This is a genomic window from Streptomyces sp. NPDC050509 (genome assembly GCF_044457965.1).
Classification (GTDB): Bacteria; Actinomycetota; Actinomycetes; order Streptomycetales; family Streptomycetaceae; genus Streptomyces.
Map to the genome: position 1 here is coordinate 35,564 of NZ_JBITHL010000024.1, position 26,728 is coordinate 62,291.

At 69.3% G+C, this 26,728-nt stretch carries 19 protein-coding genes and 1 pseudogene; 15 read left to right on the forward strand and 5 right to left on the reverse strand.

Features of this window, described 5'->3' with window-relative positions; genetic code table 11:
- Positions 1–96: 96 nt before the first annotated feature.
- From ACIBJC_RS38495 to ACIBJC_RS38505, 3 genes are all read left to right on the forward strand, one after another.
- Positions 97–366 carry a hypothetical protein gene (locus ACIBJC_RS38495; protein ID WP_399301195.1) on the forward strand — a complete coding sequence of 90 codons (270 nt, stop codon included), beginning with the start codon at positions 97–99 and terminating at the stop codon, positions 364–366.
- Positions 359–988, forward strand: coding sequence for a DUF6879 family protein (locus ACIBJC_RS38500; RefSeq protein ID WP_399301197.1), 630 nt, complete (start codon positions 359–361; stop codon positions 986–988). Before ACIBJC_RS38495 ends, ACIBJC_RS38500 begins: the two co-directional genes overlap by 8 nt.
- Before the next feature lie 147 nt (positions 989–1,135).
- A complete protein-coding gene (locus ACIBJC_RS38505; protein ID WP_399301199.1) occupies positions 1,136–3,406 on the forward strand; it encodes an ATP-binding protein in 2,271 nt (756 codons plus the stop codon).
- Between the two features lie 97 nt (positions 3,407–3,503).
- On the opposite strand, the gene ACIBJC_RS38510 is transcribed toward ACIBJC_RS38505, so the two are convergent.
- Positions 3,504–7,373, reverse strand: coding sequence for a GH92 family glycosyl hydrolase (locus tag ACIBJC_RS38510; protein WP_399301226.1), 3,870 nt, complete (start codon positions 7,371–7,373; stop codon positions 3,504–3,506).
- Positions 7,374–7,796: 423 nt separating this feature from the next.
- Here ACIBJC_RS38510 and ngcE point away from each other — a divergent pair, with 423 nt between their 5' ends.
- The 8 genes and pseudogenes from ngcE (at position 7,797) to ACIBJC_RS38550 (ending at position 17,410) form a co-directional block, all read left to right on the forward strand.
- Positions 7,797–9,245 (forward strand): N-acetylglucosamine/diacetylchitobiose ABC transporter substrate-binding protein, encoded by a 1,449-nt coding sequence (gene ngcE, locus ACIBJC_RS38515; RefSeq protein WP_399301201.1) that lies wholly within the window; start codon positions 7,797–7,799, stop codon positions 9,243–9,245.
- Between the two features lie 123 nt (positions 9,246–9,368).
- Complete coding sequence (locus tag ACIBJC_RS38520; protein WP_399301203.1) at positions 9,369–10,292, forward strand: carbohydrate ABC transporter permease; 924 nt, start codon at positions 9,369–9,371, stop codon at positions 10,290–10,292.
- Positions 10,292–11,224: a carbohydrate ABC transporter permease gene (locus ACIBJC_RS38525; protein WP_399301205.1), complete on the forward strand. Its 933-nt coding sequence runs from the start codon at positions 10,292–10,294 to the stop codon at positions 11,222–11,224. Before ACIBJC_RS38520 ends, ACIBJC_RS38525 begins: the two co-directional genes overlap by 1 nt.
- 308 nt (positions 11,225–11,532) lie before the next feature.
- Positions 11,533–12,756: an ROK family protein gene (locus ACIBJC_RS38530; RefSeq protein ID WP_399301207.1), complete on the forward strand. Its 1,224-nt coding sequence runs from the start codon at positions 11,533–11,535 to the stop codon at positions 12,754–12,756.
- A gap of 133 nt (positions 12,757–12,889) precedes the next feature.
- Positions 12,890–13,990 (forward strand): substrate-binding domain-containing protein, encoded by a 1,101-nt coding sequence (locus ACIBJC_RS38535; RefSeq protein WP_399301228.1) that lies wholly within the window; start codon positions 12,890–12,892, stop codon positions 13,988–13,990.
- 284 nt (positions 13,991–14,274) lie between these two features.
- Positions 14,275–15,063 carry an ATP-binding cassette domain-containing protein gene (locus ACIBJC_RS38540; protein ID WP_329823598.1) on the forward strand — a complete coding sequence of 263 codons (789 nt, stop codon included), beginning with the start codon at positions 14,275–14,277 and terminating at the stop codon, positions 15,061–15,063.
- Positions 15,060–16,385, forward strand: coding sequence for a sugar ABC transporter permease (locus ACIBJC_RS38545; protein WP_399301210.1), 1,326 nt, complete (start codon positions 15,060–15,062; stop codon positions 16,383–16,385). The genes ACIBJC_RS38540 and ACIBJC_RS38545 overlap by 4 nt, the downstream gene beginning before the upstream one ends.
- A 442-nt stretch (positions 16,386–16,827) precedes the next feature.
- Positions 16,828–17,410, forward strand: a pseudogene (locus ACIBJC_RS38550) (HD family hydrolase).
- An 89-nt stretch (positions 17,411–17,499) separates the two neighbouring features.
- Here ACIBJC_RS38550 and cutA read toward each other — a convergent pair.
- Complete coding sequence (gene cutA / locus ACIBJC_RS38555) at positions 17,500–17,826, reverse strand: divalent-cation tolerance protein CutA (RefSeq protein WP_399301212.1); 327 nt, start codon at positions 17,824–17,826, stop codon at positions 17,500–17,502.
- A gap of 442 nt (positions 17,827–18,268) precedes the next feature.
- Here cutA and dxs point away from each other — a divergent pair, with 442 nt between their 5' ends.
- Together dxs and ACIBJC_RS38565 are read left to right on the forward strand one after the other, a co-directional pair.
- Positions 18,269–20,176, forward strand: a complete 1,908-nt coding sequence (gene dxs / locus ACIBJC_RS38560) for a 1-deoxy-D-xylulose-5-phosphate synthase (protein WP_399301231.1) — start codon at positions 18,269–18,271, stop codon at positions 20,174–20,176.
- Between the two features lie 173 nt (positions 20,177–20,349).
- Positions 20,350–21,849: an amino acid permease gene (locus tag ACIBJC_RS38565; protein WP_399301214.1), complete on the forward strand. Its 1,500-nt coding sequence runs from the start codon at positions 20,350–20,352 to the stop codon at positions 21,847–21,849.
- Positions 21,850–21,901: 52 nt separating this feature from the next.
- Here ACIBJC_RS38565 and ACIBJC_RS38570 read toward each other — a convergent pair whose 3' ends face one another.
- Entirely contained in the window at positions 21,902–22,291 is a 390-nt protein-coding gene (locus tag ACIBJC_RS38570) for an NTP pyrophosphohydrolase (RefSeq protein ID WP_399301233.1), read from the reverse strand.
- Positions 22,292–22,464: 173 nt separating this feature from the next.
- On the opposite strand from ACIBJC_RS38570, the gene ACIBJC_RS38575 reads away from it, so the two are divergent.
- Positions 22,465–23,634, forward strand: coding sequence for a hypothetical protein (locus ACIBJC_RS38575; protein ID WP_399301216.1), 1,170 nt, complete (start codon positions 22,465–22,467; stop codon positions 23,632–23,634).
- 3 nt (positions 23,635–23,637) lie between these two features.
- On the opposite strand, the gene ACIBJC_RS38580 is transcribed toward ACIBJC_RS38575, so the two are convergent.
- A complete protein-coding gene (locus tag ACIBJC_RS38580; protein WP_399301234.1) occupies positions 23,638–25,554 on the reverse strand; it encodes an ABC transporter ATP-binding protein in 1,917 nt (638 codons plus the stop codon).
- A 75-nt stretch (positions 25,555–25,629) separates the two neighbouring features.
- A complete protein-coding gene (locus ACIBJC_RS38585) occupies positions 25,630–26,148 on the reverse strand; it encodes a potassium channel family protein (RefSeq protein WP_399301218.1) in 519 nt (172 codons plus the stop codon).
- Positions 26,149–26,363: 215 nt separating this feature from the next.
- Between ACIBJC_RS38585 and ACIBJC_RS38590 the strand changes: the two genes are divergently transcribed.
- Positions 26,364–26,609, forward strand: coding sequence for a hypothetical protein (locus tag ACIBJC_RS38590; RefSeq protein WP_399301220.1), 246 nt, complete (start codon positions 26,364–26,366; stop codon positions 26,607–26,609).
- Positions 26,610–26,728 lie beyond the last annotated feature (119 nt).

The window sequence follows — 26,728 nt, forward strand, 5'->3', positions numbered from 1 at the left end:
CGAGAACCTGTCCCTGTCGTACGTTGCTCTGCGTAACCATCCGCATATACAATTGGTGGCAGTTGTGCACTCAACCAACTCGTTGCGGAGGCAAGCGTGGAACGTGCCTGGGAGGCCGACCCATCCGCCTTATTCGCCCACCGGCTGGGAAAGTCGGCAAAGGAACTGGGGAACTCTGACGGTTCCGACGAATGCCCGGACATCTGGCAGCTCGACAACGGTGATATCGCCGTGATCGGCAGGGACCTCACTTCCCATTACGCTCGGCGACTGCCAGTGGGTGTCGCTCTGGCCGCGGACGAGCGACTGGTCATCATCCCTGGAAATATGCTCAGCGCGGCGAAGCCGGATATTGCCGATGCTTGATCTGCGCGCACCGACCCTCCTCCCCGAGCAGGGTGAGAGGCTCGTACGAGACGTTTACAAGCGGGAATTCCGGGAGCGGGACGCGGCGATTCATGACCGGGACTCGTGGAAACTGGAGCGACGGCAGCACTTCGAGGAGCAGGGCAGTCCCAGCCGCGACGCGCTCTCGCGGGGGGACTGGAGGGAATCGCTGCGGCTCATGGAAGAACGGCGCGAGAAACTTCTCGCCGCCGCCCAGGCGGATGAGCGCCGCAACTCCGCTTTTCACCGCGTGCGGGTGGTCGAACAGCCGCTGACGCCTTACCTGCAATGGGAGCTGAACTCGTTGCGGCAGCAGGCGGAATGCGGAATGCGGGTCCGCGTGGTCGGTGTCGAACTGGTGACCCCATCGGAGGGCGAAGGTCTTCTGCCGGAGTTGGTCATCCTCGGCGGAGACGTGCTGTACCAGGTTCTTTACACCGAAACCGGTGTCCCGAACGGTGCGATTCGTTATACCGACCCCGACATCATCAGGGGCTGGGAAAGCTACATCAAAGAACTCTACCGGGTGGGTGAGGACGTGATGGACTTCTTCGACCGCGAGGTGGCTCACCTTCCCCCTCCGATGATGAAGGCGGATTAGGCGATCAACGAATCCACTGGAAACGGAAATTACCCCGACAGGTCGCGGAACGACCTGTCGGGGACTTCCCGCGATGTCGTGCAAGCCGGAAATGTGGCCGGAGGAATTCACTTCCATGGGCCCGGCCCACAGGGCGAGGGAGGCTCCATGAACCCCACCCCACGGCAACTCCCCGCCGACGTCAGTCAATTTGTCAACCGCACGGACGAACTCAACCAGTTGAACGCGGTGCTGGCCGACAACGACGGCCGCCCGCTCGTCATCTCGGTCTGCGTCATCGCCGGTACCGCCGGTGCGGGAAAGACCTCGCTGGCGTTGCACTGGGCCCATCAGGTCCAGGAGCGTTTCCGGGACGGGCAGCTTTACGTCAATCTGCGCGGCTACGACCCGGGGGAGCCGGTCACCGCCCAGGAGGCGCTGCACCGATTCCTGCCCGCTCTGGGCGCGCCTCCCGGATCGCTGCCGCAGGATTCCGACGCCGCCGCCGCTCTGTACCGCTCACTGCTGGCCGATCGCCGGATGCTGATCGTTCTTGACAACGCTGCCACAGTCGGTCAGGTGCGTCCGCTGCTCCCCGGCAACAAGGACTGTCTTGTGGTCGTCACCAGCCGCAGCAGGCTCTCCGGGCTGGCCGTCCGTGACGGGGCGCGCCGGCTGACGCTGGGCACCCTGCCCCAGCCGGAGGCCGTCGCGCTGCTCCGTGCGGTCACCGCCGGGTACCGGCCGGAGGACGACGCGGACAAGCTCACCGAACTGGCCGAGCTCTGCGCCCGACTGCCCCTGGCGCTGCGGATCGCCGCCGAACGCGCCGCGAGCCACCCGCACATGCGGCTGGACGACCTGATCGCCGACCTGCGGGACGAGAGCGCCCTGTGGGACGCCCTCAGCACCGGGGACGACGAGGAGGCCGAAGCGGTCCGTACGGTCTTCGCGTGGTCCTACCGTGCCCTGCCCGACCAGGCCGCCCGACTGTTCCGGCTGCTCGGTCTGCACCCCGGACCCGAGTTCGGTCTTGACGCCGCCGCCGCTCTCGCCGCCCTGACGACCAGTCGGGCGAGGCAACTTCTGGACTCGCTGGTCGGTGCTCATCTGCTGGAACAGACCGCGCCGGACCGCTACCAGTTCCATGACTTGTTGCGTGCCTACGCCACCGATCAGGCTCAGCATGAGGAGCCGCTCGCGGAACGTGAAGCCGCGCTGCAGCGCGTTCTGGACTGGTATCTGCACACCGCCGACGCGGCCCAGAGCTGGATCAGCCCCGCAGCGACCCACCTGGTCCTCGCTTCGCCGACGGCAGGTGTACGGCCCCTGGGCTTTCAGGACTACGACGCCGCCGTGGACTGGGCGGAGCGGGAGCACAGCAATCTGCTCCAGGCCGTACGCTCCGCCGCCGGACATGACCGGCTGGTCTGGCAGCTCGCAGCCGTCCTGGCGAACGCGTATTTCCCTTCGGCTCCGGCCGCGGACTGGTTGGCTGTAGGCCGTCTCGGCCTTGCGGCAGCGCGCCGGGTAGGGGATCGCGGCGGAGAGGCCCGACTTCTCACAGAGATGGGCATGAGCTACACCCGCGTCAACCACCTCACCGAGAGCCAGGAGAGCCACCAGGGCGCCCTGGCGATCTGGCGTGAGCTGGGCGACCGGCTCGGCGAGGCCCATTCGCTCAACCTGATCGGCCTGTTCCATCTCCGCAGCCGTCAACTGGCGTCGGCCGCCGACCACTTCGAGCAGGCCATCGCCGTCTTCCACGAGCAGGACTCCGCCCACTGGGCGGCCACCACGCTCTCCAACCTCGCCAGCACCCACTACGAGGCCGGGCGGCTGCCGGAGGCCGCCACCGTCACCCGGCAGGCGCTGGAGGCCCACCGCTCCCGGGAGAACCAGCGGGGCGAGGGCAACATCCTGCGCCTCCTGAGCCAGATCGAGTGCGAGCGGGGTGAGACGGAGCAGGCTCTCGCGTCGGCCCGTGCCGCCCTCGACATCGCCCTCACGCTGCGCGACCACCGGCTGGAGGGCTACTGGCTGCTGCCCCTGGGCGCCGCCCAGCGCGCGAGCGGCGCGTTCCCGGACGCCCTGGAGTCGTACCAGCGCTCCGCCACGCTCCAGCGCCGCCTCGGCAACCGCAGCCGGGAGGCCCGGGCATGGCACGGCGCGGCGCTCACGTACCGGGCTCTCGACCGGGGCGAGGAGGCCGCGCGCTTCCACCTGCTGGCGGCCACGGTCCACCGGGAGCTGGGCGACACCTGGGACGAGGCGCAGGCCCTGGACGGGCTCGCGGTCACGCTCCTCGGGGACGATCCGGCGGGTGCGGTGCGCCACTGGGCGCGGGTGCTGGGGCTTCTCGGCGGATACGACGACCCCCGGGCGGCGGCCCTGCGCGAGCGCGTCGAGCGCGAGCTGGCGGCGGCCCGTCCGGAGTGACCGTACCCGCGGTGAACGTTCCCGCGGTGACCGTACGGCGAGGGGCGGGGCACCCGGTCCGTACCGGGTGCCCCGCCCCTGCCGGGGAGCTGAGTCGTCAGCGCAGCAGCTCCACCTCCGCCAGGGTGGCCGGCGCGCTGCTCACCAGGCGGTACTTCGCGTACGTCCCCGGCTTCGCCACCGTGAAGACGCGGGTCTGGCGGTCCCAGGCGAAGGACTGTCCCGACCGGGTGTCCAGGGTCCGCCACGTCGTACCGTCCGTGGATCCCTGCAACGACCACCCCGTCGGGGCCCGGGCCGCCGTGGCCGATGTCAGCGTGTACTGGACGGCCTTCGTCGCCGACGCGACCGGCAGCTCCACCGACTCGACCGGTGTCTCCGTGCGCGAGGTGTTGTCGAAGAGCGGGCCCGCTCCTGTCAGGGCGTCGGTGCGCGGTGAGGGCACCTTGTCGTCCCGCGTGATCGAGACCGGCGCCGCGTCCCGGCCCGCGCCCTTGCCCTTGCCGGTGCCCCAGGAGGACGGCTTCGGGCCCATGGCGAACTCCACCGTGCCGCCCCGCGCCAGGACCTCGTGCGGCAGCGCCGTCGAGTTCCAGCTCTTCCCGTTGACCTTCAGGCCCTGCACGTAGATGTTCTTCGCGCTGTTCTTCGGCGCCTTGACGACCAGCGTGCGCCCGTTGTCCATCCGTACGGTCGCCTTCGTGAAGAGCGGCGAGCCCACCGCGTACTCCCCGCTGCCCATCACCAGCGGATAGAAGCCGAGCGCCGAGAAGAGGTACCACCCGGACTGCTCGCCGTTGTCCTCGTCACCGTGGTAGCCCTGGCCTATCTCGCTGCCGGTGTAGAGCCGGCCCAGCACCTCGCGGACCTTCTCCTGTGTCTTCCACGGCTGTGCCGCCGCGTCGTACATGTACGTGACGTGGTGGGCGACCTGGTTGGAGTGGCCGTACATGCCCATCCGTACGTCGCGCGCCTCCGTCATCTCGTGGATGACCCCGCCGTACGACCCGACGAACTCACGCCCGGCCGTCTCCGGCGTCGCGAAGTACGTGTCCAGCTTCTGGGCCAGGCCCGCGCGCCCGCCGTACAGGTTGGCCAGCCCGCGCGAGTCCTGCACGGCCGTGAACGCGTAGCCCCACGCGTTCGTCTCCGTGTAGTCGTAGCCCCAGACCCTCGGGTCGAACGTGTCGGACGGGACCCGCCAGTCGCCCTTCAGGTTCCGGCCCTGGAAGAAGCCCGCCTTCTTGTCGAAGAGCGAGACGAAGTGCTGGGCGCGGTTGAGGAAGTACGCGGACTCCTCCTTGTACCGGGCCTTGCCCGTCTTCTTGTGCAGCGCCTCGCCCATCTTCGCGATGCCGTAGTCGTTGAGGTAGCCCTCCAGCGACCAGGACAGGCCCTCGTGGGTCTCCGTGGAGGCGTAGCCGAGGAACGGCGAGGTCTCCGTGCCCTTGCGGCCCACGCCCGCGCTCGGCGGCGCCACCGTCGCGTTCTTCAGGGCCGCGTCGTACGCCGCCTCCGCGTCGAAGCCGACCCCCTTGACGTACGCGTCCGCGAAGGCCACGTCCGAACTGGTGCCGGTCATCAGGTCGGCGTAGCCGGGGGAGGACCAGCGGGAGATCCAGCCGCCGTCCTTGTACTGCTGGACGAAGCCGTCGACCAGCGACCCCGCCTTCTTCGGGGTGAGGAAGGAGTACGCGGGCCAGGTCGTCCGGTACGTGTCCCAGAACCCGTTGTTGACGTACACCTCACCGTCGACGATCTTCGCGCCCGTCCGGGTCGGGGTGTCCGTCCCGGTCTTCGGCGAGAAGGGGCTCGCGTACTGCTGCTTCGGCCGCGCGAGCGAACCGGTGTTCTCGAAACCGGAGTTGGGGTAGAGGTAGAGCCGGTAGAGGCTGGAGTAGAGCGTGGTGAGCTGGTCGTGGTCCGCGCCCTCCACCCGCACCCGGCCCAGGATGTCGTCCCAGGCGCGCTGCGCCCGGTCCTCGACCCGTTCGAAGCGGGTGCCGGCCGGGATCTCGTCGGCGAGGTTCTTCTTCGCCTGGTCGACGCTGATCAGCGAGGTCGCCAGGCGCAGGGTGACGGTACGGTCGGCGCCGGCGTCGAAGCGCAGATAGCCGGTGACGTCCGCGCCCCCACCGCCGGGCAGCTTGCCGCTCGCGGTGACCGGTGCGTCGAAGACGCCGTACACGAAGAGACGGGTGGCGCCGGTCGACAGCCCGCTCCGTACGTCGGAGTAGGCGGTGAAGGAGCGGGTCTCCGGATCGAGGGTGAGCCCGCCCGCGTTGGAGACGTTGTCGAGGATCATGCTCGCGTTGTCACCCGGATAGGTGGTGCGCACCATCGCCGCGTGGTCGGTCGGGACCATCTCGGTCTTCAGACCGTTCTCGAAGGTCACCCCGTAGCGGTGCGGCTTCGCGGTCTCGTTCTCGTGCCGGAAGGGCAGCGCGCGCGCCGTGCGGGAGGCGTTCGGGGCGCCCTCGGCCACGGACGGCATGAGCTGGAAGGTCTGCCGGTCACCCATCCACGGGCTCGGCTCGTGGCTCGCGGCGAACGCCTGGAGGGTGGGCAGGTTGTCGGCGTTGTTGCCGCGGCTGTACTCGTAGAGCCAGCTCGACGAACCGGCGTTGGTCACCGGCGTCCAGAAGTTGAACCCGTTCGGCACGGCCGTCGCGGGGAAGGTGTTGCCGCGCGAGAACGAGCCGCTGGAGTTGGTGCCGCGCGTGGTGGACGCGTAGTCGGAGAGACGGGCGAGCGGCTTGTCCGCCGCCTTGGGCGCCAGGGTGATGTCGTCGATCCACCCCTCGAACTCCCCGGGTCCCGTACGGGAGTCGTACGCGACCAGGATCCGGTCGACGGTCCTGCCCCGGGCGACCTGGCCGATCCGGGCGTCCACCTGGTTCCACTGGTTGACGTAGAGCCGCTTGGCGTCACCCTGGCCCTGCGGGGTCAGCGCCCCGCCGTGGGAGTCGCGCGCGTTCAGGTCGCTCAGATAGGTGCCGTCGGTGAAGGCGAGATCCACCGACACGTTGGTGGCGGGGTAGTTCAGATCCGTCCCGGTCATCGAGGGGTGGATCCGGTACGAGAGCGCCGTGTCCCGCCGTACGGCCACATCGACGTCGAAGATCTTGTTGTACGAGTAGGCGCGCCCCTCCGCCTTGTGGGTGCCCGCGTACTTCAGCGCCCGCTTCCCGGTGAATCCCGCGCCGGACTTGGCGGTGGGGGAGCCGACGGGACCACGGTCGACCTGGGTGCGCATGTCCTCGGGCGCGGGGGTGCTCGTACCGCCGTCGGAGAACTGGACATCGGCCAACTGGGTGGCGTCGGAGGCGCCGTTGTTCTTCGTGATGTCCAGCCGGTAGTGCCGGTACGCGCCGGCCGCGTCCGCGTCGATGTCGTAGCTGGCGGTCCGGAGGCGCTCGGGGAAGGTCTGGCCCTCGCGGGTGTCCAGGTCCTTCCACTCCTTGCCGTCGGTGGAGCCCTGGAGCGTCCAGTCCCGGGGGTCGCGCTCCGCGTGGTCGTTGGCCGAGGTCAGGGCGTACGTGACGACCTTGACCGGCTCGTCCAGGTCGAACTCGACCCAGGCGGTGGGCGTGAAGGCCAGCCACTTCGTGGCGGACCGCACATCGACCAGGTTCTCCTTGGTCTCGCCGCCGCCGGTGTTCTCCCCGCTGGCGCGCAGGTCCACCACCCGGTCGGTGACACCGCCCGGAATCCCGCCGGTGAGGCCCCCGTCGACGCCCGACGACCGCTTCTCGCCATCGGGTCCCACGTCGACGGTGTTGCGCCAGTCCGGAGGGGATTCCTCCTGTTCGAACGAGGATGTGAATTCCTTTTCCGCCGACGTCGGACGCGGTGCGGTGGTCTGTACCGCGGCGGCGGACTGGGCCGTCACGACGAGCAGTGAGGCAGCCGCCACCAGGGCGGCCGAATGCCATGGTCCGGGACGGAGTCCGGGTCTGAGCTGCATACCGAGCTGCATACCGAGCTTTCCTCCTGCGTACCGAGCTGGACAACGTTGTCAAACCAGAGGCGCAGGGTCCAGTAGGAGGCAAGTGCACAGTGGTGTCAAGGGTGTTGAAGCGACGGCCTGTCCGGAAGTGGACGTGAGCGAAGGACCGGTGCGGTCGAATGCGACGGTCGACCGGCGCGGATATCCGGGAGGTCTCAACTAGGGAAAGACTGCCGGGCAAACTCCCTTTTGATCTTGCTCAGTTGACAGGAAATGGACTATACCTGTCGGCGTCCGCCCCTGATGGCCGAACATGATCGAGCACGACATTCCTGCACGACCCAGCTTCATTCGACCGCGGTGGCGGAGCCCTTCTCCTCAGGCGAGAAGGACGGGCGACCGGTACACCGCCTGAGTCCTGGAGAAGGCGAGGACTTGAGCATGGGATCCACCTCCGCTCGGAACGACAACGCGGGCCTCGGCCGTCGTGATGTGATCAAGCGGTCCGCCGCGATCGGCCTGATCACCGTCCCGACGATGAGCTTCCTCGCCTCCTGCGCGAGCAGCGACAGCGGAAGCGACAAGAAGGTCGAGAAGGGCAAGAAGTCCGAGAAGAACCCGCTCGGGGTGAACGAGAGCGCGCCGCTCGACTTCGTCCTCTTCAACGGCGGGTTCGGTACGGAGTACGGCAAGGACGCGGCCAAGCAGTACGAGACGGCCTTCCCCAAGGCGAAGGTAAAGATCGCCTCGACTCAGAAGATCCAGTCCGAGCTGCAGCCGCGCTTCAACGGCGGCACCCCGCCCGACCTGATCGACAACAACGGTGCCGAGCAGATGGACATGGGCGTCCTCGCGGGGAAGAAGCAGCTCGCCGACCTGACGCCGCTCTTCGACGCCCCGTCGTACGACGACCCTTCCAAGAAGGTCCGCGACACGCTGCGCCCCGGCGTCGTGGAGATGGGCCAGCTCGACGGCGACCCGGTGTGGATCATGTACTACGCGTACACGGTCTACGGTGTGTGGTACTCGCAGACCGCCCTCGACCGGCTGGACGCCGAGTACCCCGAGGACTGGGACGGGATGCTGGCCCTCTGCGCGAAGGCCAAGAAGAAGGGCATCGCCGGATGGACGTACGCCGGCAAGTACCCGTACTACATCCCCTTCTCGCTCTACCCGTTCATCGGGAAGATCGGCGGCCGTGAGGTCCTGGACGCCATCGACAACCTGGAGCCGAACTCCTGGAAGCACCCGGCCGTGAAGTCCGCCTTCGAGGCGTACTACGAGCTCTTCAAGAAGGGCTACATCCTCCAGGGAACGCCCGGTCTCGACCACACACAGTCGCAGACGGCGTGGACCGAGGGGGAGGCGCTCTTCATCCCCAACGGCTCCTGGGTGGAGAACGAGGCGGCGAAGACCACGCCGAAGGACTTCCGAATGAAGGTGTCCGCGCCGTCCGGTCTGGACAGCTCGGACAAGCTGCCGTTCGGCACGATCTGGGCCTCCGGCGGGGAGCCGTTCATCGTGCCCGCGAACGCCAAGAACCCCGACGGCGCTATGGAACAGCTCCGCATCATGCTGAGCGAGGAGTCCTCGAAGAACTTCACCGCCAAGGTGAAGTCCCTGACCGCCTTCAACGGCGGCACCGACGGCCTCGCCCTCTCCACCGCGCTCCAGTCCGGGGTCGACGCGCTCGCCAAGGCGGGTGACAACGCGCTCAACCCGCGGATGCAGGACTGGTATGTGGAGCTCCAGAAGCAGAAGATCGGGGTGGGGGTGCTCGGCGAGCTGATGGCCGGGCGCATGACGCCGGCCGAGGCCGTCAAGAAGTGCCAGGAGTTCGCGGACGCCACGGCCAAGGACACCTCCATCAAGCACTACAAGCACCAGTAGCTACTAGCTAGCAGCAGCGGAAGCGTCCGGAGGCCCCGGTTCAGGGGCCTCCGGGTCACGGCCCGTCGTACGGGCCCCCAGAGCGGCACGGCGCCACCCGCCGGAGATTCGGGGTCGGGAGACATGCAGCACGGCAAGTACCGTTTCATCGTGGGGTTTCTGGTATTCCCCCTCGCGCTGTACGCGCTTTTCGTCATTTGGCCATTCGTCCAGTCGATCTACTACTCGTTCACCGACTGGACGGGTCTGAGCCCCGACTTCTCGATGGTCGGCTTCGACAACTACAGCCGGATGCTCGACGACGACACCTTCTGGAGCTCGCTCCGGCACAGCCTGCTCTTCGCGCTGCTGCTGCCCGTGGTCGTCCTCGGCCTGGCGCTGTTCTTCGCGTTCATGCTGAACGTCGGCGGGCGGAGCCGTAAGGGAGCGACCGTCTCGGGTGTCCGCGGCTCGTCCTTCTACAAGATCGTCTACTTCTTCCCACAGGTGCTCTCGATCGCGATCGTCGCGCTGCTCTTCCAGTTCGCGTACAACCCGAACAGCGGCGCCATCAACTCCGCGTTCGCCGCGGTCGGTCTGGACAGCGTGAAGCCCGACTGGCTCGGCGATCCGAAGCTCGCGCTGTGGTGCGTGATGGCCGTCCTCGTCTGGAGCACGACAGGGTTCTTCGTGGTCCTCTTCTCCGCCGGCATGGCCTCCATCCCGAAGGACTTCTACGAGGCGGCGCTGCTGGACGGCGCGAGCCGCGTCACGACCTTCTTCCGCATCACCCTGCCGCTGCTCTGGGACACCGTGCAGTCCGGCTGGGTCTACATGGGCATCCTCGCGCTCGGGGCGGAGTCCTTCGCGGTCGTCCAGATCATGACCGTGGGCCCCGGCGGGCCCGCCGATTCGACCAATGTCCTGACCCTGCTCGTCTACCAGAAGGCGTTCCGTGACGGTCAGGCGGGCTATGCGACCACGATCGGTGTCGCCCTGCTCATCGTCACGCTGGCCTTCGCCGCCCTCGTGATGCGGCTGGGCCGACGTGAGCGGCTGGAGTACTGATGAAGACCACCGACACCCCTCCGCCGGCCGATCTGCCCTCCGCGGCGGACCCCGCGACCCGGCCCGCCGTGACCAAGACCGACGCGCCTCCCGCCAAGGAGAGCGCGACCGGCGGCATCCTCAACGTCTTCTCGCACGGCGTCCTCGTCATCTGGGCGTTCCTGGTCGTCATGCCGCTGCTCTGGGCGGTCATGACGTCCTTCAAGGACGACCGGTCCATCTTCACCAGCCCCTGGGCGCTGCCGGACCGGCTGCACTTCGAGAACTGGTCGCGGGCCTGGACCCAGGCGCACATGAGCGACTACTTCCTCAACACCATCCTGGTGGTGGCCGGTTCCCTGGTCGGCACGCTGCTCCTCGGCTCGATGGCCGCGTACGTCCTGGCCCGCTTCGAGTTCCCGGGGAACCGCTTCATCTACTACCTGTTCATCGGCGGCATGAGCTTCCCGATCATCCTGGCGCTGGTCCCGTTGTTCTACGTCATGAACAATCTGGGCCTGCTCAACTCCATCCACGGTCTGATCCTGGTCTACATCGCCTACTCGCTGCCGTTCACGGTCTTCTTCCTGACCTCCTTCTTCAGAACGCTGCCCACCTCGGTCGCGGAAGCCGCGATCATCGACGGCGCCTCGCACACCCGGACGTTCTTCCAGGTGATGCTGCCGATGGCCAAGCCCGGGCTGATCAGCGTCGGCATCTTCAACTTCCTCGGGCAGTGGAACCAGTACCTGCTGCCCACCGTGCTCAACACCGACCCGGAGCGCAAGGTCCTCTCCCAGGGGCTGGTGCAGCTCGCGGTCAGCCAGGGGTACAAGGGCGACTGGTCGGGGCTCTTCGCCGGTCTGGTGATGGCGATGCTGCCGGTGCTCGCCGCGTACATCATCTTCCAGCGGCAGGTCGTCGCCGGACTGACGGCGGGAGCGCTCAAGTAGCACGGCCCTCGTACGGGGCCACCCTGCCCGTAGGACACGGTTTCTCGTACGGGGGCCACCCCACCCGTACGGACACGGTCCTCGTACGGGTCCGGTCCTCGTACAGGGCCCGAAGGTACGGTCCAACCGCCCGTCACGGCTGTCCGACGGGCGGTTCGGCGCGTTCACCTTGCTCAAGGCCTTGACGGGGGCGGGCCCGAAAGCTGTGCTTAGGGTTCACAAGTTGGAGATACGTCGGGGTCTCATGGGCGCGACCCCGGCCGGCGGCGGTCGTCGTACCGTCCGCCCAGGGCAGGAGTGGATGAGTCGTGGAGACTCCAGGGTCGCAGTCGTCTCTGCACCGGGCCAACCTCGAACGGGTCGTACGCGCGGTGCGTATGGCCGGTTCGCTCACCCAGGCGGAGATCGCACGGAGCACGGGACTGTCGGCGGCCACGGTCTCCAATATCGTCCGTGAGCTCAAGGACGGCGGAACGGTCCAGGTCACCCCCACCTCGGCCGGCGGCCGCCGGGCCCGCAGCGTCTCCCTGAGCGGGGACGCGGGGGTCGTCGTCGGGGTGGACTTCGGCCATACGCATCTGCGCGTGGCGGTCGGCAACCTCGCCCACCAGGTGCTCGCCGAGGAGTCGGAGCCCCTCGATGTGGACGCCTCGTCCGCGCACGGCTTCGGCCGCGCCGAGGAGCTGGTCGAGCGGCTGATCGTGACCACCGGCGTCAGCCGTCAGAAGGTGATCGGTGTGGGTCTCGGGGTGCCGGGCCCGATCGACGTCGAATCGGGCACGCTCGGCTCCACCTCGATCCTGCCGGGCTGGACCGGCATCAACCCCGGCGACGAGCTGGCCGGGCGCCTCGGCGTACCGGTGTACGTCGACAACGACGCCAACCTCGGCGCCCTCGGCGAGCTGGTCTGGGGGAGCGGGCGCGGGGTCAGCGACCTGGCGTACATCAAGGTCGGCAGCGGTGTCGGCGCAGGTCTGGTCATCGAGGGCCAGATCTACCGCGGCCCCGGCGGCACGGCGGGCGAGATCGGGCACATCACGCTGGACGAGTCGGGCCCCGTCTGCCGCTGCGGCAACCGCGGCTGCCTGGAGACCTTCGCGGCGACCCGCTACGTACTGCCCCTGCTCCAGTCCAGTCACGGTGTCGACCTGACCATGGAGCGCGTCGTCCAGCTCGCCCGCGAGGGCGACCCCGGCTGCCGCCGGGTGATCGCGGACGTCGGCCGCCATGTCGGCAGCGGCGTCGCCAACCTCTGCAACCTCCTGAACCCCAGCCGTGTGGTGCTCGGCGGGGACCTGGCGGAGGCCGGTGAACTGGTGCTCGCGCCGATACGGGAGTCCGTCTCGCGGTACGCCATCCCGAGCGCCGCCCGGCAGCTCTCGGTGCTCCCCGGGGCGCTCGGGGGCCGGGCCGAGGTGCTGGGGGCGCTGGCGCTCGTACTGAGCGAGATGGGCGATTCGACCCTGCTGGAGAGCGGTCTTCCGGCCGCCACGCCCGCCACCTCATCCGTGTCGGCTCCCGCCTTCACTTAGATAACGGATGGCACCGTTGTCATCTCGTTAAGGATTTACTCCTTGACGCCGACATCGGACGAGAGTTGACTTCCAGCCACCTCGGCCGCAACGACGCGGCCTCGTCAGGGAGGTTTTTGAAGTGAACGCAAAGATGCGTCGCGCCGCCGTGGCCACCGTCGCGACCGCGATGGCCGTCTCCCTCGCCGCCTGCGGCAGCGCGAAGGAGTCCGGCGACAAAGCCGAAGCGTCCACGTCGGACAAGAAGGGCCCGATCACCGTCGGGCTGCTCCTGCCGGAGAACCAGACAGCTCGGTACGAGAAGTTCGACAAGCCGCTGATCGAGAAGAAGGTCAGCGAGCTGACCGACGGCACCGGCAAGGTCGTCTACGCCAACGCCAAGCAGGACGCGACGACGCAGAGCCAGCAGGTCGAGACCATGATCACCAACAAGGTGAGCGTGCTCGTCGTGGACGCCGTCGACTCGAAGGCCATCGCCAACTCGGTCAAGAAGGCCAAGGACGCCGGCATACCGGTCGTGGCCTACGACCGGCTCGCCGAGGGGCCGATCGACGCGTACACCTCCTTCGACAACGAAGAGGTCGGCAAGGTCCAGGGCCAGGCGCTCCTGGACGAGCTGGGGGACAAGGCCAAGTCCGGCGACATCGTCATGATGAACGGCGCCGTCACCGACCCGAACGCCGCCCTGTTCAAGAAGGGCGCGCTCTCCGTCCTCGACGGCAAGGTGACCATCGGCAAGTCGTACGACACCAAGGAGTGGAAGCCGGAGAACGCCAACGCCAACATGGAAGGCGCCATCTCCGCGCTGGGCAAGGACAAGATCGTCGGCGTCTACTCCGCCAACGACAGCATGGCGGGCGGCATCATCACGGCCCTCAAGGGCGCCGGCTTCTCCAAGCTCCCGCCGGTCACCGGACAGGACGCCGAACTCGCCGGTGTGCAGCGCATCGTCACCGGTGAGCAGTTCATGAGCGTCTACAAGTCCTACCCGCAGGAGGCCGAGGTCGCGGCCGAGATGGCCGTCGCGCTCGCCAAGGGCGAGAAGCTCGACTCCATCGCCAAGACCACGGTGGACAGCCCCACCACCAAGGGTGTCCCGACGGTGCTCGTCCCGGTCGTCTCGCTGACCAAGGACAACATCAACGACACCGTGATCAAGGAAGGCATCTACACGGCCGCCGAGATCTGCACCGGCAAGTACAAGGCCGGCTGCGACGCCATCGGCGTCAAGTAGGCCGACCGGCCCGCAGTAGGCCGACCGGCGTCAAGTAGGCCGACCGGCCCGCAGCAGGCCCGGTCCGTACACCTGTCCGGCACCCCGCCCGTCCACGCCCCGCAGCAAGGGCGGGGCGCCGGACGGACCCGCGACGGCCGTCGTCCCCGGCCGCCGTCGCGGGTCGTTCCACCCGCCGTGCCCCGCGCCCCGTGTTCTCCGCGCGGCAGGCTCCCCCGTTCTCTGTGCTCGACCTCCGCGCCTCACCCCGGCGCGGCATCCCCGCCGGTCAGGCGGCGAAGGAGATGGTTCATGTGACCGCTACGCCCGTGCTGGCGTTGCGAGGGGTCTCCAAGCGGTTCGGTGCCGTCCAGGCGCTCACCGACGTAGAGCTTGAGGTCCACTCCGGTGAGGTGGTCGCCCTCGTGGGCGACAACGGCGCCGGGAAATCCACGCTGGTGAAGACCATCGCCGGCGTCCACCCCATCGACGACGGCGTCATCGAGTGGGAGGGCAGGCCCGTCTCGATCGGCCGGCCGCACGACGCCCAGAACCTGGGCATCGCGACCGTCTACCAGGACCTCGCCCTCTGCGACAACATCGATGTCGTCGGAAACCTCTATCTCGGCCGTGAGCTGCGCAGTTGGGGCGTCCTCGACGAGGTCGAGATGGAACGCCGCTCGCGCGAGCTGCTGACAACGCTGTCGATCCGTATCCCCAGCGTCCGTATCCCGATCGCCTCGCTCTCCGGCGGGCAGCGCCAGACCGTGGCCATCGCCCGCTCGATGCTCGGCGAGCCCAAGCTCGTCATCCTCGACGAGCCGACCGCCGCCCTCGGCGTCGAACAGACCGCCCAGGTCCTCGACCTCGTCGAGCGGCTCCGGGAGCGCGGCCTCGCCGTCCTCCTCATCAGTCACAACATGGCGGACGTCAAGGCCGTCGCCGACCGGGTCGCCGTACTCAGGCTCGGCAGCAACAACGGTGTCTTCGATGTCGCGAGCACCTCGCAGGAAGAGATCATCGCCGCCATCACCGGCGCCACGGAGAACGCCGTGACCCGCCGCGCTTCGCGCAACGTGGAGGTTCAGAAGTGAGTACGGACAAGACCTCCCCGTCGCTCGCCAAGAGCACCGACGCGCAGGTTCCCGCCCAGGCCCCCGCCCCGGTCGACGCCCCGCCCGCCGCGGACGGCGCCGTCACCGCGGTCGACCCCCGGCTCCTCGTACGCGAACAGGGCTTCGCCGGCTACCTGACCGAGTTCAAGCGGAAGATACGCGCCGGCGACCTCGGCTCCATACCGGTCGTCATCGGCCTCGTCGTCATCTGGGCCATCTTCCAGAGCCTCAACTCGAACTTCCTCACCGCGGGCAACCTCTCCGACATCTCCGTCGCCATGGTCGGCACCGGAATGATCTCCGTCGGGATCGTCTTCGTCCTGCTGCTCGGCGAGATCGACCTCTCGGTCGGCTCGGTCAGCGGTGTGTCCGGCGCCATCGTCGCCGTGCTGAGCGTCACCCACGGCATGAACGAGTGGCTGGCCCTGCTCGTCGCCATTCTCAGCGGTACGGTCATCGGCGCGATCCACGGCTTCTTCTTCGCCCGCGTCGGCGCCCCCGCGTTCGCCGTCACCCTGGCCGGGCTGCTCTTCTGGTCCGGCTTCATGCTCCAGATCCTCGGCAGCAACGGCACGATCAACCTCGACGCCGACGGCGTGGTCGCCCAGCTCACCAGCTACTACTTCAGCGATGTCGCCGCGGCCTACGGCCTCGCCGTCGTCGCGGTCGCCGCGTACTTCCTCACGGCGTTCCTCGACAACCGCCGGCGTGAGGCGGCCGGGGTCCCGTCCCGCCCGCTCAGCGAGATCCTGCTGCGCACCGGACTGCTCGCCGTCCTCTCCTTCGGCGTGGCGATCCTCTACAACCAGTACAAGGGCCTGCCCCTGGCGGTGGTGATCTTCCTCCTGGTGCTCGTCGTCACCGACTTCGTGCTGCGCCGTACCTCCTACGGCCGGAAGGTCTTCGCCCTCGGCGGCAGCGTCGAGGCGTCCCGCCGCGCGGGCATCAACGTCACCCTGATCCGGATCTCGGTCTTCTCGATCGCCGGTACGTTCGCGGCGGTCGGCGGCCTCTTCATCGCCTCCAAGATCGCCTCGGCCAACCAGGGCGCGGGCAGCGGTGACCTGCTGATGAACGCGATCGCGGCGGCCGTCATCGGCGGCACCAGCCTCTTCGGCGGCCGGGGCCGTACCTGGAACGCGCTGCTCGGTGTGCTGGTGATCGTCTCCATCCAGTACGGCCTGGCCCTCCAGGGCATCGCCTCGGCCATCCAGTTCATGATCACCGGTGCGGTGCTGCTGGCGACCGTCGTCATCGACGCGGTCACCCGCAAGACCCAGAAGACCGCGGGCCGCGCCTGACCCGGCGGAACACACGCACGACGCTGCCCGGCCCCCGGTCGACCTCCGGGGGCCGGGCAGCCGGTTCGCGGAGCGAGGCACGGGCGGCCGAGCAGGCACGTGGTCCGGATCAGTTCCTCCTGCGCCGTCAAGCCCTGCACCTGTCCGGGTAGGGCGTGGCGTCCGGCACCGAGGACTGGCTCACGACGCGGGCGAGGCAGCGAACCTGGCCTACTGGGCGTACTGGATCGGTGAGACGACCGTGCCGCAGCTCTCGGACGACTTCATCGCTGACGGCACCCTCGGCACGTGGACCGGGGACCGGGGACAAGCTCCTCGCTCATCTCGCAGAAGGCATGGCGCGTCATGTTGGACAGCCGTGAACTTTCGGCGCGCGGGCGTCGGGAGATGGAGAACATCCGGTACGCGATCCGCCTCACGGAGGCGTGAGAGGAGCCAGACGGTGTCCGAAGACCTGACCGCCGTGGCCCGATTCCTGTACGAGGCGGGAACTCTGAAGTCCAACCAAACGCAGCGGCTGGTGGATGGCCGGCGTCAGGGACCCCGAATCAGTCGCTGACCACTCCTGGCGGACTACCCTCATCGCCTCCATCATCGCCAAGTTGGAGGGAGCGGACCCGGCCCAGGCCGCATTCCTTGCCGTCTGGCACGACTCGCAGGAGACCCGCAGCGGGGACGTCAACCACCTCGGCAAGAAGTACACCAAGGGCGAGGCCGATCCCCGCGACATCACCGCCGATCAAGTGGCCGGCATGCCCAAGGTGCTGGCGGACGCTGTCCGGGACCTCGTCGCGGAGTACGAGGCGAAGGAATCCCCGGAGGCTGTTTGCGCGCGCGACGCCGACAAACTGGAGTGCATGATCCAGGGCATCGAGTACCGGGACCAGGGCTATGTCAACGCGCAGCGCTGGATCGACAACAGCCGACGCCGCATCACCACCGAGTCCGGCCAGGCGATCGCCGATGCCGTGCTGGCGACCGGATCGCTCGACTGGCTGCGCTCAGCCCTCGGAGAAGAGCCCTGACCCAGGAGCGGGACCTTGCCGAGCACCTGCACAGCCCCGCACCGTAGGGCTGCGGCCGGTCCGCTCCACCCGGACCCGCCGCAACCTGGCTACGCCTCCGTGCTCTCTGCCACAACCCACGCCAGATACTCTTCCGACCCTCCATCCACGGGCAGGACGATCCACTCCGGCACTTCGTAGTCGTGGGCTTCCTTGACCCACTGGGCCAGATGCGGCAGGCGGCTCCGCGTTGTCTTGTACGAGATACGCCACTCCTTCTCCGTCTGGACGGCGCCCTTCCAGCGATAGACAGCGGTGAAAGCCGGGTCGATGTGCGCGCACGCCGCAAGCCTGCGTTCCACGGCACCCGCCGCCAGGAGGGCGGCCTTCCCCTCGTCGTCAATGGTGGTCTGCGCGATCACCACGTCTGTCGACACGTCGGCTCTCCTTCGTTCGGGGACATCGACCCTACCCAGAACGCCGATCCGCAGATGCGGCCAAGGGAAGGCCGCAGGTCATCAGGGTGGAGAGGAGCCGGGTGGGCGACAGGCCGAGGGCGGTAGTGCTGCCCCCGCCTGATCCGGATCCGGGGCTGCACCCGGTCTGGCCCTCCAGAGCATCGCCTCGGCATCCAGTTCATGATCGCCGGCGCGGTGCTGCTGGCGACCGTCGTCATCGACGCGGTCACCCGGAAGACCGCGGGCGACGTCGTCCCGGCGTGTGAAGGGCGCGTCGATGTGACATTCGGATTTGACATGTATGCGTCCAAGCGAGGGATGCGCAACGTACTGCCCCCCATCCGCCCGTCCGAGTGGAACATTAGACTCGGCGGATCGGCAGGGCTTGACGGCTCATACATGCAAGGAGGCACGGGTGGCGATGTTGACCCGCATCAGGGGACCGCGCGATCTGGACCGGCTCGGCCCGGAGCAGCTCCAGGAGCTGGCCGGCGAGATCCGGTCCTTTCTCGTGGACGCGGTCTCCAAGACCGGCGGCCACCTCGGCCCCAACCTCGGGGTCGTCGAGCTGACCATCGCCCTGCACCGTGTGTACGACTCCCCGAACGACAAGGTCCTCTTCGACACGGGCCACCAGTCGTACGTGCACAAGCTGCTCACCGGGCGTCAGGACTTCTCGAAACTGCGGAGCAAGGACGGCCTCTCCGGCTACCCCTCCCGTGCCGAGTCCGACCACGACATCATCGAGAACTCCCACGCCTCCACCGTCCTGGGCTGGGCCGACGGCCTCGCCAAGGCCAACGAGGTGCTGCGCAAGGACGACCATGTCGTCGCGGTGATCGGTGACGGAGCTCTCACCGGCGGCATGGCCTGGGAGGCGCTGAACAACATCGCCGCCGCCAAGGACCGCCCCCTCGTCATCGTCGTCAACGACAACGAGCGGTCGTACGCGCCGACCATCGGCGGCCTCGCCAACCATCTCGCGACCCTGCGCACCACCGACGGTTACGAGCGCTTCCTGGCCCGCGGCAAGGACCTCCTGGAGCGCACCCCGGTCGTCGGCCGACCCCTCTACGACACGCTGCACGGCGCCAAGAAGGGCCTCAAGGACTTCATCGCCCCGCAGGGCATGTTCGAGGACCTCGGCCTGAAGTACGTCGGCCCCATCGACGGCCATGACATCGAGGCCCTGGAGTCCGCGCTGCTGCGCGCCAAGCGTTTCGGCGGCCCCGTCATCGTGCACTGCATCACGGAGAAGGGCCGCGGCTACGAGCCGGCCGAGCAGGACGAGGCCGACCACTTCCACGGCATCGGCCCGATCCACCCCGACACAGGGCTGCCCATCGCCGCCGGCGGTATGGACTGGACGTCGGTCTTCGGCGAGGAGATGGTCAAGCTCGGCCACGAGCGCGAGGACATCGTCGCGATCACCGCGGCCATGCTCCAGCCCGTCGGCCTGGAGAAGTTCGCCAAGGCGTTCCCCGACCGCGTCTACGACGTCGGCATCGCCGAGCAGCACGGCGCCGTCTCCGCCGCGGGCCTCGCCACCGGCGGGGTGCACCCGGTGTTCGCGCTCTACGCGACCTTCCTCAACCGCGCCTTCGACCAGGTCCTGATGGATGTCGCCCTGCACCGCTGCGGAGTGACGTTCGTCCTGGACCGCGCCGGGGTCACCGGCACCGACGGCGCCTCGCACAACGGCATGTGGGACATGTCGATGCTCCAGTGCGTGCCGGGCCTGCGCATCGCCGCCCCGCGCGACGCCGACCAGGTGCGCGCCCAGCTCCGCGAGGCCGTCGAGATCGAGGACGCCCCGACCGTGGTCCGCTACTCCAAGGGCGCCGTCGGCCCGGCCGTCGCCTCCCTCGGCCGGATCGGCGGCATGGACGTGCTGCGCAGGCCCGAGGAGGGCACGGCCGACGTGCTCCTCGTCTCCGTCGGCGCGCTCGCCCCGATGTGCCTGGAGATCGCCACGCTGCTCGACAAGCAGGGCATCACGACGACGGTCGTCGACCCGCGCTGGGTCAAACCGGTGGACGAGGCGCTCGCCCCGCTCGCCGAGCAGCACCGCGTGGTCGTCACCGTCGAGGACAACGGCCGGGTCGGCGGCGTCGGCTCGGCCGTCGCGCAGGCGCTGCGGGACGCCGGGGTCGACGTGCCGCTGCGGGACTTCGGGATTCCGCCGCGCTTCCTCGACCACGCCTCCCGCAAGGAGGTCATGGCCGAGATCGGGCTGACCGCGCCGGACATCGCCCGCCAGGTCACCGGTCTGGTCGCCAGGCTCGACGGCCGGCTGGTCGACGCGTCCGCCGAGGTCGCCCGCGACTGAGGGCCCCACCGGCGTTCAGCTCCACCCGCGCCGGATGGCGTGAATGGGCCGTTCGGACCACCCTTCCAGGGCGGTCGGAACGGCCCATCCGTGTGAATTACGGCGATACCGGGTATTCGGGGCTCGCAACCTCTCGATTATTGCCGGATGAACGCGCACACGGAGGTACGCCGGTGAGTACCCAGCAGGAACCGGGGCCGGTCCAAAGCGGTCTTTTCCGTACAAAGAACGTAGAACAGTCGATCCGTGACACCGAAGAGCCCGAGTACGCGCTCAAGAAGACCCTCTCCGCCCTCGACCTGACGGTCTTCGGCGTCGGAGTGATCATCGGTACCGGCATCTTCGTGCTGACCGGCGTCGTCGCCAAACAGACCGCGGGACCCGCCACCGCGCTCGGCTTCGTCGTCGCGGGCATCGTCTGCGGCCTCGCCGCGCTCTGCTACGCCGAGTTCGCCTCGACGGTGCCGGTCGCCGGATCCGCGTACACCTTCTCGTACGCCTCCCTCGGTGAACTGCCCGCCTGGATCATCGGCTGGGACCTCGTCCTGGAACTCGCGCTCGGCTGCGCGGTGGTCGCCGTCGGCTGGTCCGGTTACGTACGCTCCCTGCTCGGCAACGCCGGGGCGAGCCTGCCCGACTTCCTCTCCGGCACCCAGAACGGGAAGTTCGGCTTCGACCTCCTGGCCTTCCTGCTCGTCCTCGTCCTGACCGCGATCCTCGTCGCCGGGGTGAAACTCTCCTCGCGGATCACCGGCATCATCGTCGCCGTCAAGGTCACCGTCGTGCTGCTCGTGATCATCGTCGGCTCCTTCTTCATCACCGGCTCCAACTACAAGCCGTTCATCCCGCCCGCCGAGGAGAGCAAGGGCGGCGGCGGGCTGGCCGCGCCGATCATCCAGCTCATGGCCGGGTACACCCCCACCAACTTCGGCATCATGGGGATCTTCACCGCCGCGGCCGTCGTCTTCTTCGCCTTCATCGGCTTCGACATCGTCGCGACCGCCGCCGAGGAGACCCGCAACCCGCAGCGCGACGTACCGCGCGGCATCCTGGGCTCGCTCTTCATCTGCACCGTGCTCTACGTCGCCGTGTCGCTCGTCGTCACCGGCATGCAGCACTACACCGAACTGTCCGTGGACGCCCCCCTCGCCGACGCCTTCAAGGCGGTCGGCCACCCCTTCTGGGCCGGTCTGATCAGCTTCGGCGCGGCCGTCGGGCTCACCTCGGTCTGCATGATCCTGCTGCTCGGCCAGACCCGCGTCTTCTTCGCGATGAGCCGCGACGGACTGCTGCCGAGGACCTTCTCCCACGTCCACCCGAAGTTCGGCACGCCCTACCGCTCCACCATCCTCCTCGGCGTGATCGTCGCGATCGTCGCGGGCTTCACCTCCATCGAGGAACTGGCCGAACTCGTCAACATCGGCACCCTGTTCGCCTTCATCGTGGTCGCGCTCGGCGTCATCATCCTGCGCCGCAAGCGCCCGGACCTGCCGCGCTCCTTCCGCACGCCACTCGTGCCCTGGGTGCCGATCGCGTCCGTACTGGCCTCCCTGTGGCTGATGCTCAACCTCCCCGCCGAGACCTGGCTGCGCTTCGGCATCTGGATGGTCATCGGCTGCGTCGTGTACTTCGTGTACGGACGGACGCACAGCCGTATCAACACGCCCCGCTGACACCTGCCGGGTCCGGGCACACACCCCGGGCACACCCCTGGGCGGGCCCGCGCTACGCGGGCTCGTCCGGGAGTTCCCGTACGGTCCTCGGCCCCGTGCACCGCGCCCCGTACGCCGCGACCCGCAGCCGCAGCTCCCGGTCCGCCGTGACCACGACACACCCGACCCCGTCCCGCTCCGCCCCCGCGGCCAGCTCCACGATCCGGTCGTCGCCGCTGCCGGCCGCCGGTTCGACCCGTACCCCCGGCACCGACTCCACGCCCCGGGCCGCGCCCTCCACGACGAGCACGACCTCGACGGGGCCCGGCTGCCCGGCCACCCCGTCCGCCGCGAACGGCACGAGGGAGTCACGCAGCCGCTCCGTGGCCCCGCGCCGGTCGCGCCACCATCCGTCGGGGACGGAACCGACCACATTCGCCGCGTCGACGATCAGCTTGTTCAGCACAGTCGCAGCGTGCCACAGCCACCGCGCCGCGTCCCCCCGCAGAGCCGCACGGACCGGGGCAGGGGCGGGGCAGGGGGCTCCCGAGCGGGGAGGCTGCCGAGCCCCGCCGCATACCCGCGCGTACTATCGTTGTCTGGGTTTTCTCGCACTCGGGAAGGTGGCGGCGGGCCATGGCACCGAGGTCCGGACGGACGTCGAAACGGTCGGGGGACGGCGGGGGAGACGCCGCGCCGGCCACCCCGCCGTCCACGGACCCGCGCCGCGCCCCCGCCGCGCCCTCCGCGGAAGCCCCCCTCCCTCCGACCACCGGCTGGCTGCTGCGCGGCAAGGACGGCCGGCTGACGGCGTACGCCGCCACCCCGGGCGGAGTCCTCCGCTGGACCGAGACCCGGGCCGGCGGCCCCACGTGGTCAGCACCCGAGTCGCTGCCCCTCGCCGGGCTCCTGCCGTACGTGTCGGTGGCGCGGAGCGCCGAGGGCTTCGTCCATCTGCTGGGGGTACGGGACCGGCCGCACGCCGGGGGAGACGTCGAGCGCGATCTCGTCCACGCCGTCCAGTACCAGACGGGTCGGCCGCTGCGGGACTGGCAGTCGGTGGGCAATCCGCACGGCAAGGACCGCGAGAAGGGCGCCCGTATCGGCATGCCGTCCGCCGTCGTGGACGCGACCGGCTCGATGCACCTGTTCGTACGCAACGCCAACGGCGGCCTCTCCGCCAAGCACCAGTCGCCCACCGGCCGCTGGCAGCCCTGGGGCGGCGCCAATGCCGCGGACACCACCCTGACCGGCGAGACCTCCGCCGCCGTCACCGACCGCGGGGCCATCGACATCCTCGTCCCGGCGGGCGGCGGTACGGTGCGCTGGCTGCGCGGCAGGCCCGACGCCAAACTGGAGCGCGCCGAGGAGGAACCGGCGGCGGCCGTCGCCCACGCCACGGTCACCGCGGAGCGCACCGGCACCGGCGCGCTCACCCGCTTCTGGCGCGACGCGGACGACTCCACCGTCCGCGCCTGGCGCCCGGGGACCGAACCCGCCTCCCTCGGCGGCCCCGGCACCGGCCCGCTCGCCCTGCTCCGTACCCCCGTCGACGGGCACGACTGCACGATCCTGGCCGGACGCGGCCCCGACGGCCGCCTCCAGGTCGCCGCCTACCCCACCGAGGACGAGGACGCGGGTCTGAACTGGACCCCCACCGGCGAACCCTGCGCGGGCGCCCCTGCGCTCGCCCTGGACGGCACGGGACGGGTGGTCCTGGCCTGCCTCGGACTCGACGGAGCCCTGCGCGTCACCCGGCAGAAGGACGAGACGGGCCTGGCGCTGGAGGCGTGGCGGCGGGTCTGACGGTCAGCCGTCGGCGGGCTCCAGCGTCCCGTGGCCCTGGGCGGGCGCGACGCCCTGGCCGGCCGCCCCGTCCGCGAACTGCGTGCGGTACAGCTCCGCGTACCGTCCCCCGGCGGCGAGAAGCTCTTCGTGCGTGCCCCGTTCCACGATCCGGCCGTCCTCGACCACCAGGATCAGATCGGCGGCCCGTACGGTCGAGAGCCGGTGCGCGATCACCACGGCGGTACGCCCTTCCAGCGCCTCGGCGAGCGCCGCCTGGACCGCCGCCTCCGAGGTGTTGTCGAGATGCGCGGTCGCCTCGTCGAGGATCACGACACGCTGACGGGCGAGCAGCAGCCGGGCGATGGTCATGCGCTGGCGTTCACCGCCGGAGAGCCGGTAGCCGCGCTCGCCGACCACGGTGGAGAGCCCGTCGGGCAGGGAACGGACGAGACCGTCGAGCCGGGCCCGGCGCAGCACGTCCCACAGCTCGTCGTCGGTGGCTCCCGGCCGGGCGAGCAGCAGGTTGGCGCGGACGGACTCGTGGAAGAGATGGCCGTCCTGGGTGACCATGCCGAGCGTGGCACGGAGGGACTCGGAGGACAGGTCGCGTACGTCGACACCGCCGATCCGGACGGCGCCCGCGTCGGTGTCGTAGAGGCGCGGGAGGAGCTGCGCGATGGTCGACTTGCCCGCGCCCGACGAGCCCACGAGAGCGACCGTCCGGCCGGGTTCCGCGCGGAACGAGATCCCGTGCAGCACCTCGGCGCCACCGCGGGTGTCGAGCGAGGCGACCTCCTCCAGCGAGGCGAGGGAGACCTTGTCGGCGGAGGGGTAGCCGAAGCGTACGGCGTCGAACTCGACGGAGACCGGCCCGTCGGGAACCGGCCGCGCGCCGGGCCGCTCAGCGACGAGGGGCTGGAGGCCGAGGACCTCGAAGACCCGCTCGAAGCTGACGAGGGCACTCATCACCTCGACGCGTGCGCCGGCGAGCGCGGTCAGCGGCGCGTACAGACGGACGAGGAGCAGGGAGAGCGCGACCACGGCGCCGGGGTCGAGGCTGCCGCGCAGGGCGTAGGAGCCGCCGAGACCGTAGACGAGCGCCAGGGCCAGGGCCGAGACGAGGGTCAGGGCGGTGAGGAAGGTGGACTGCGCCATGGCCGTACGGACCCCGATGTCCCGTACCCGGCGGGCCCGCGCCGCGAACTCGGCGGACTCGTCGTCGGGCCGCCCGAACAGCTTGATCAGCGTGGCGCCCGGTGCCGAGAACCGCTCGGTCATCCGGTTGCCCATCGCGGCGTTGAGGTCGGCGGCCTCCCGCTGGAGCCTCGCCATCCGGGTGCCCATCCTGCGCGCGGGCACGACGAAGACGGGCAGCAGGACGAGCGCGAGGAGCGTGACGCTCCAGGAGAGGGTGAGCATCACGGCGAGGGTCAGCAGCAGCGTCACCACATTGCTGACGACACCGGAGAGCGTGTTGCTGAAGGCGCGCTGCGCGCCGATCACGTCGTTGTTGAGCCGGCTGACCAGGGCCCCGGTGCGGGTACGGGTGAAGAAGGCGACGGGCATGCGCTGGACGTGGTCGAAGACCGCGATCCGCAGATCGAGGATCAGCCCCTCACCGAGGGTGGCGGAGAGCCGGCGTCCGAGGAGACCCAGGCCGGCTTCGACGAGGGCGATGAGCGCGATGAGCAGGGCGAGCCGGACCACCTGCCCCTCGTCGCCCCCGGACACGATCGCGTCGACCACGCGGCCCGCGAGAACGGGTGTCGCCACCGCGAGCAGCGCGGTGGCGACACCGAGCAGGACGAACTGGATGATGCCGCGGCGGTGCGGCCGGGCGAACTCGGCGATCCGGCGGAGGGTGGCGCGGGCGAACGGCCGGCGTTCGGGCCGCGCGTTCATGACGTTCTGCAACTGCGTCCAGGCCGTGGACTCCATACTCATGGCAGGACCGTAGAACCTCAAGTGACCTTGAGGTCAACTCTCGTCATGAAGGGCCGAGGCTAGGAGGCGTCAGGAGCCCTGCCCCGAACCGGGCCCGGAGCGTGGCCCCCTGTCCGGGGCGACGAGTTGTTCGAGCCGGTCGAAACGCAGATGCAGGGCCCGCAGCTCCCGGGCGGCGTCCGTCCTCCCCTCCGACTCGACGTGCTCAAGGGCCTTCGCCACCCTGCGGGCACGGCGCGCGGCGCTGCCGACGAACCAGGTGGCGAGGGACGCGGTGACGATGCTGAAGACCGAGATCCCGACGAGCATCACGACGCCCGCGACGACGCGTCCGGGCACGGTCACCGGATACAGGTCCCCGTACCCGACCGTGGTGGCGGTCTCGACGGACCACCACAACGCGAGCGGGAACGAGGTGATGGTCGCCCTGGGAGCCGACGACTCGAACGGAACGATGATCCAGGAGCCGAGCACCAGAACCACCACGACCCCGAGGACCGCCCACACGGAGGCCTTCACATGCAGCCGCTGCCAGCGGTCCCCACGCAGCAGCTTGCGCAGTACATAGAACGGCGAAAACGGAGGCATGGGCCGAAACTAGCCATTTCGGCACCGGTCGGCCGACAGGACACACCCCCTGCCCGCCCGGGGATGTCCGCTCCGGCCCGGGATCCCCCCGGGTCGCTCACCAGCGGTCCCATCCGTTTCCCACCACGCCCCATCGGGTTCCCACCGGGCCATAACCTCCGACCGCCACTGTTGTCGGTGTACGGATCAACACGCATCCATGGAGGAGGCTCCTCTTGCTGTCACCGGTCAAGCGGGCAGGCGTCATCGCCGCCGCGGTCCTGGGGGTCGTCGTGTCGGCGCCCCACGCGTCGGCCGCTGCCGACCCCCTGGCGGTGAAGTTCACCAACCAGCGGAGCGCGCTGTGCATCAGGATCCAGGACGGGGCGCTGATCAGCGACTGCTTCGGCACGTCGGGCGAGATGAACTGGACGCTCGTCCCGATCGACACCGCGCCCGTCGAGTACCGCTACCGGGACTAATCGCAGTGCACCGGGCTTTAGCCCGGTGGTGAAGTGATTCTCAGAAGTGTTCTGACTTGCAGGCTAGAGCGGGCGATTCTGCTGCTCGATGTACTGACGGACCATCGACAGCGGAGGCC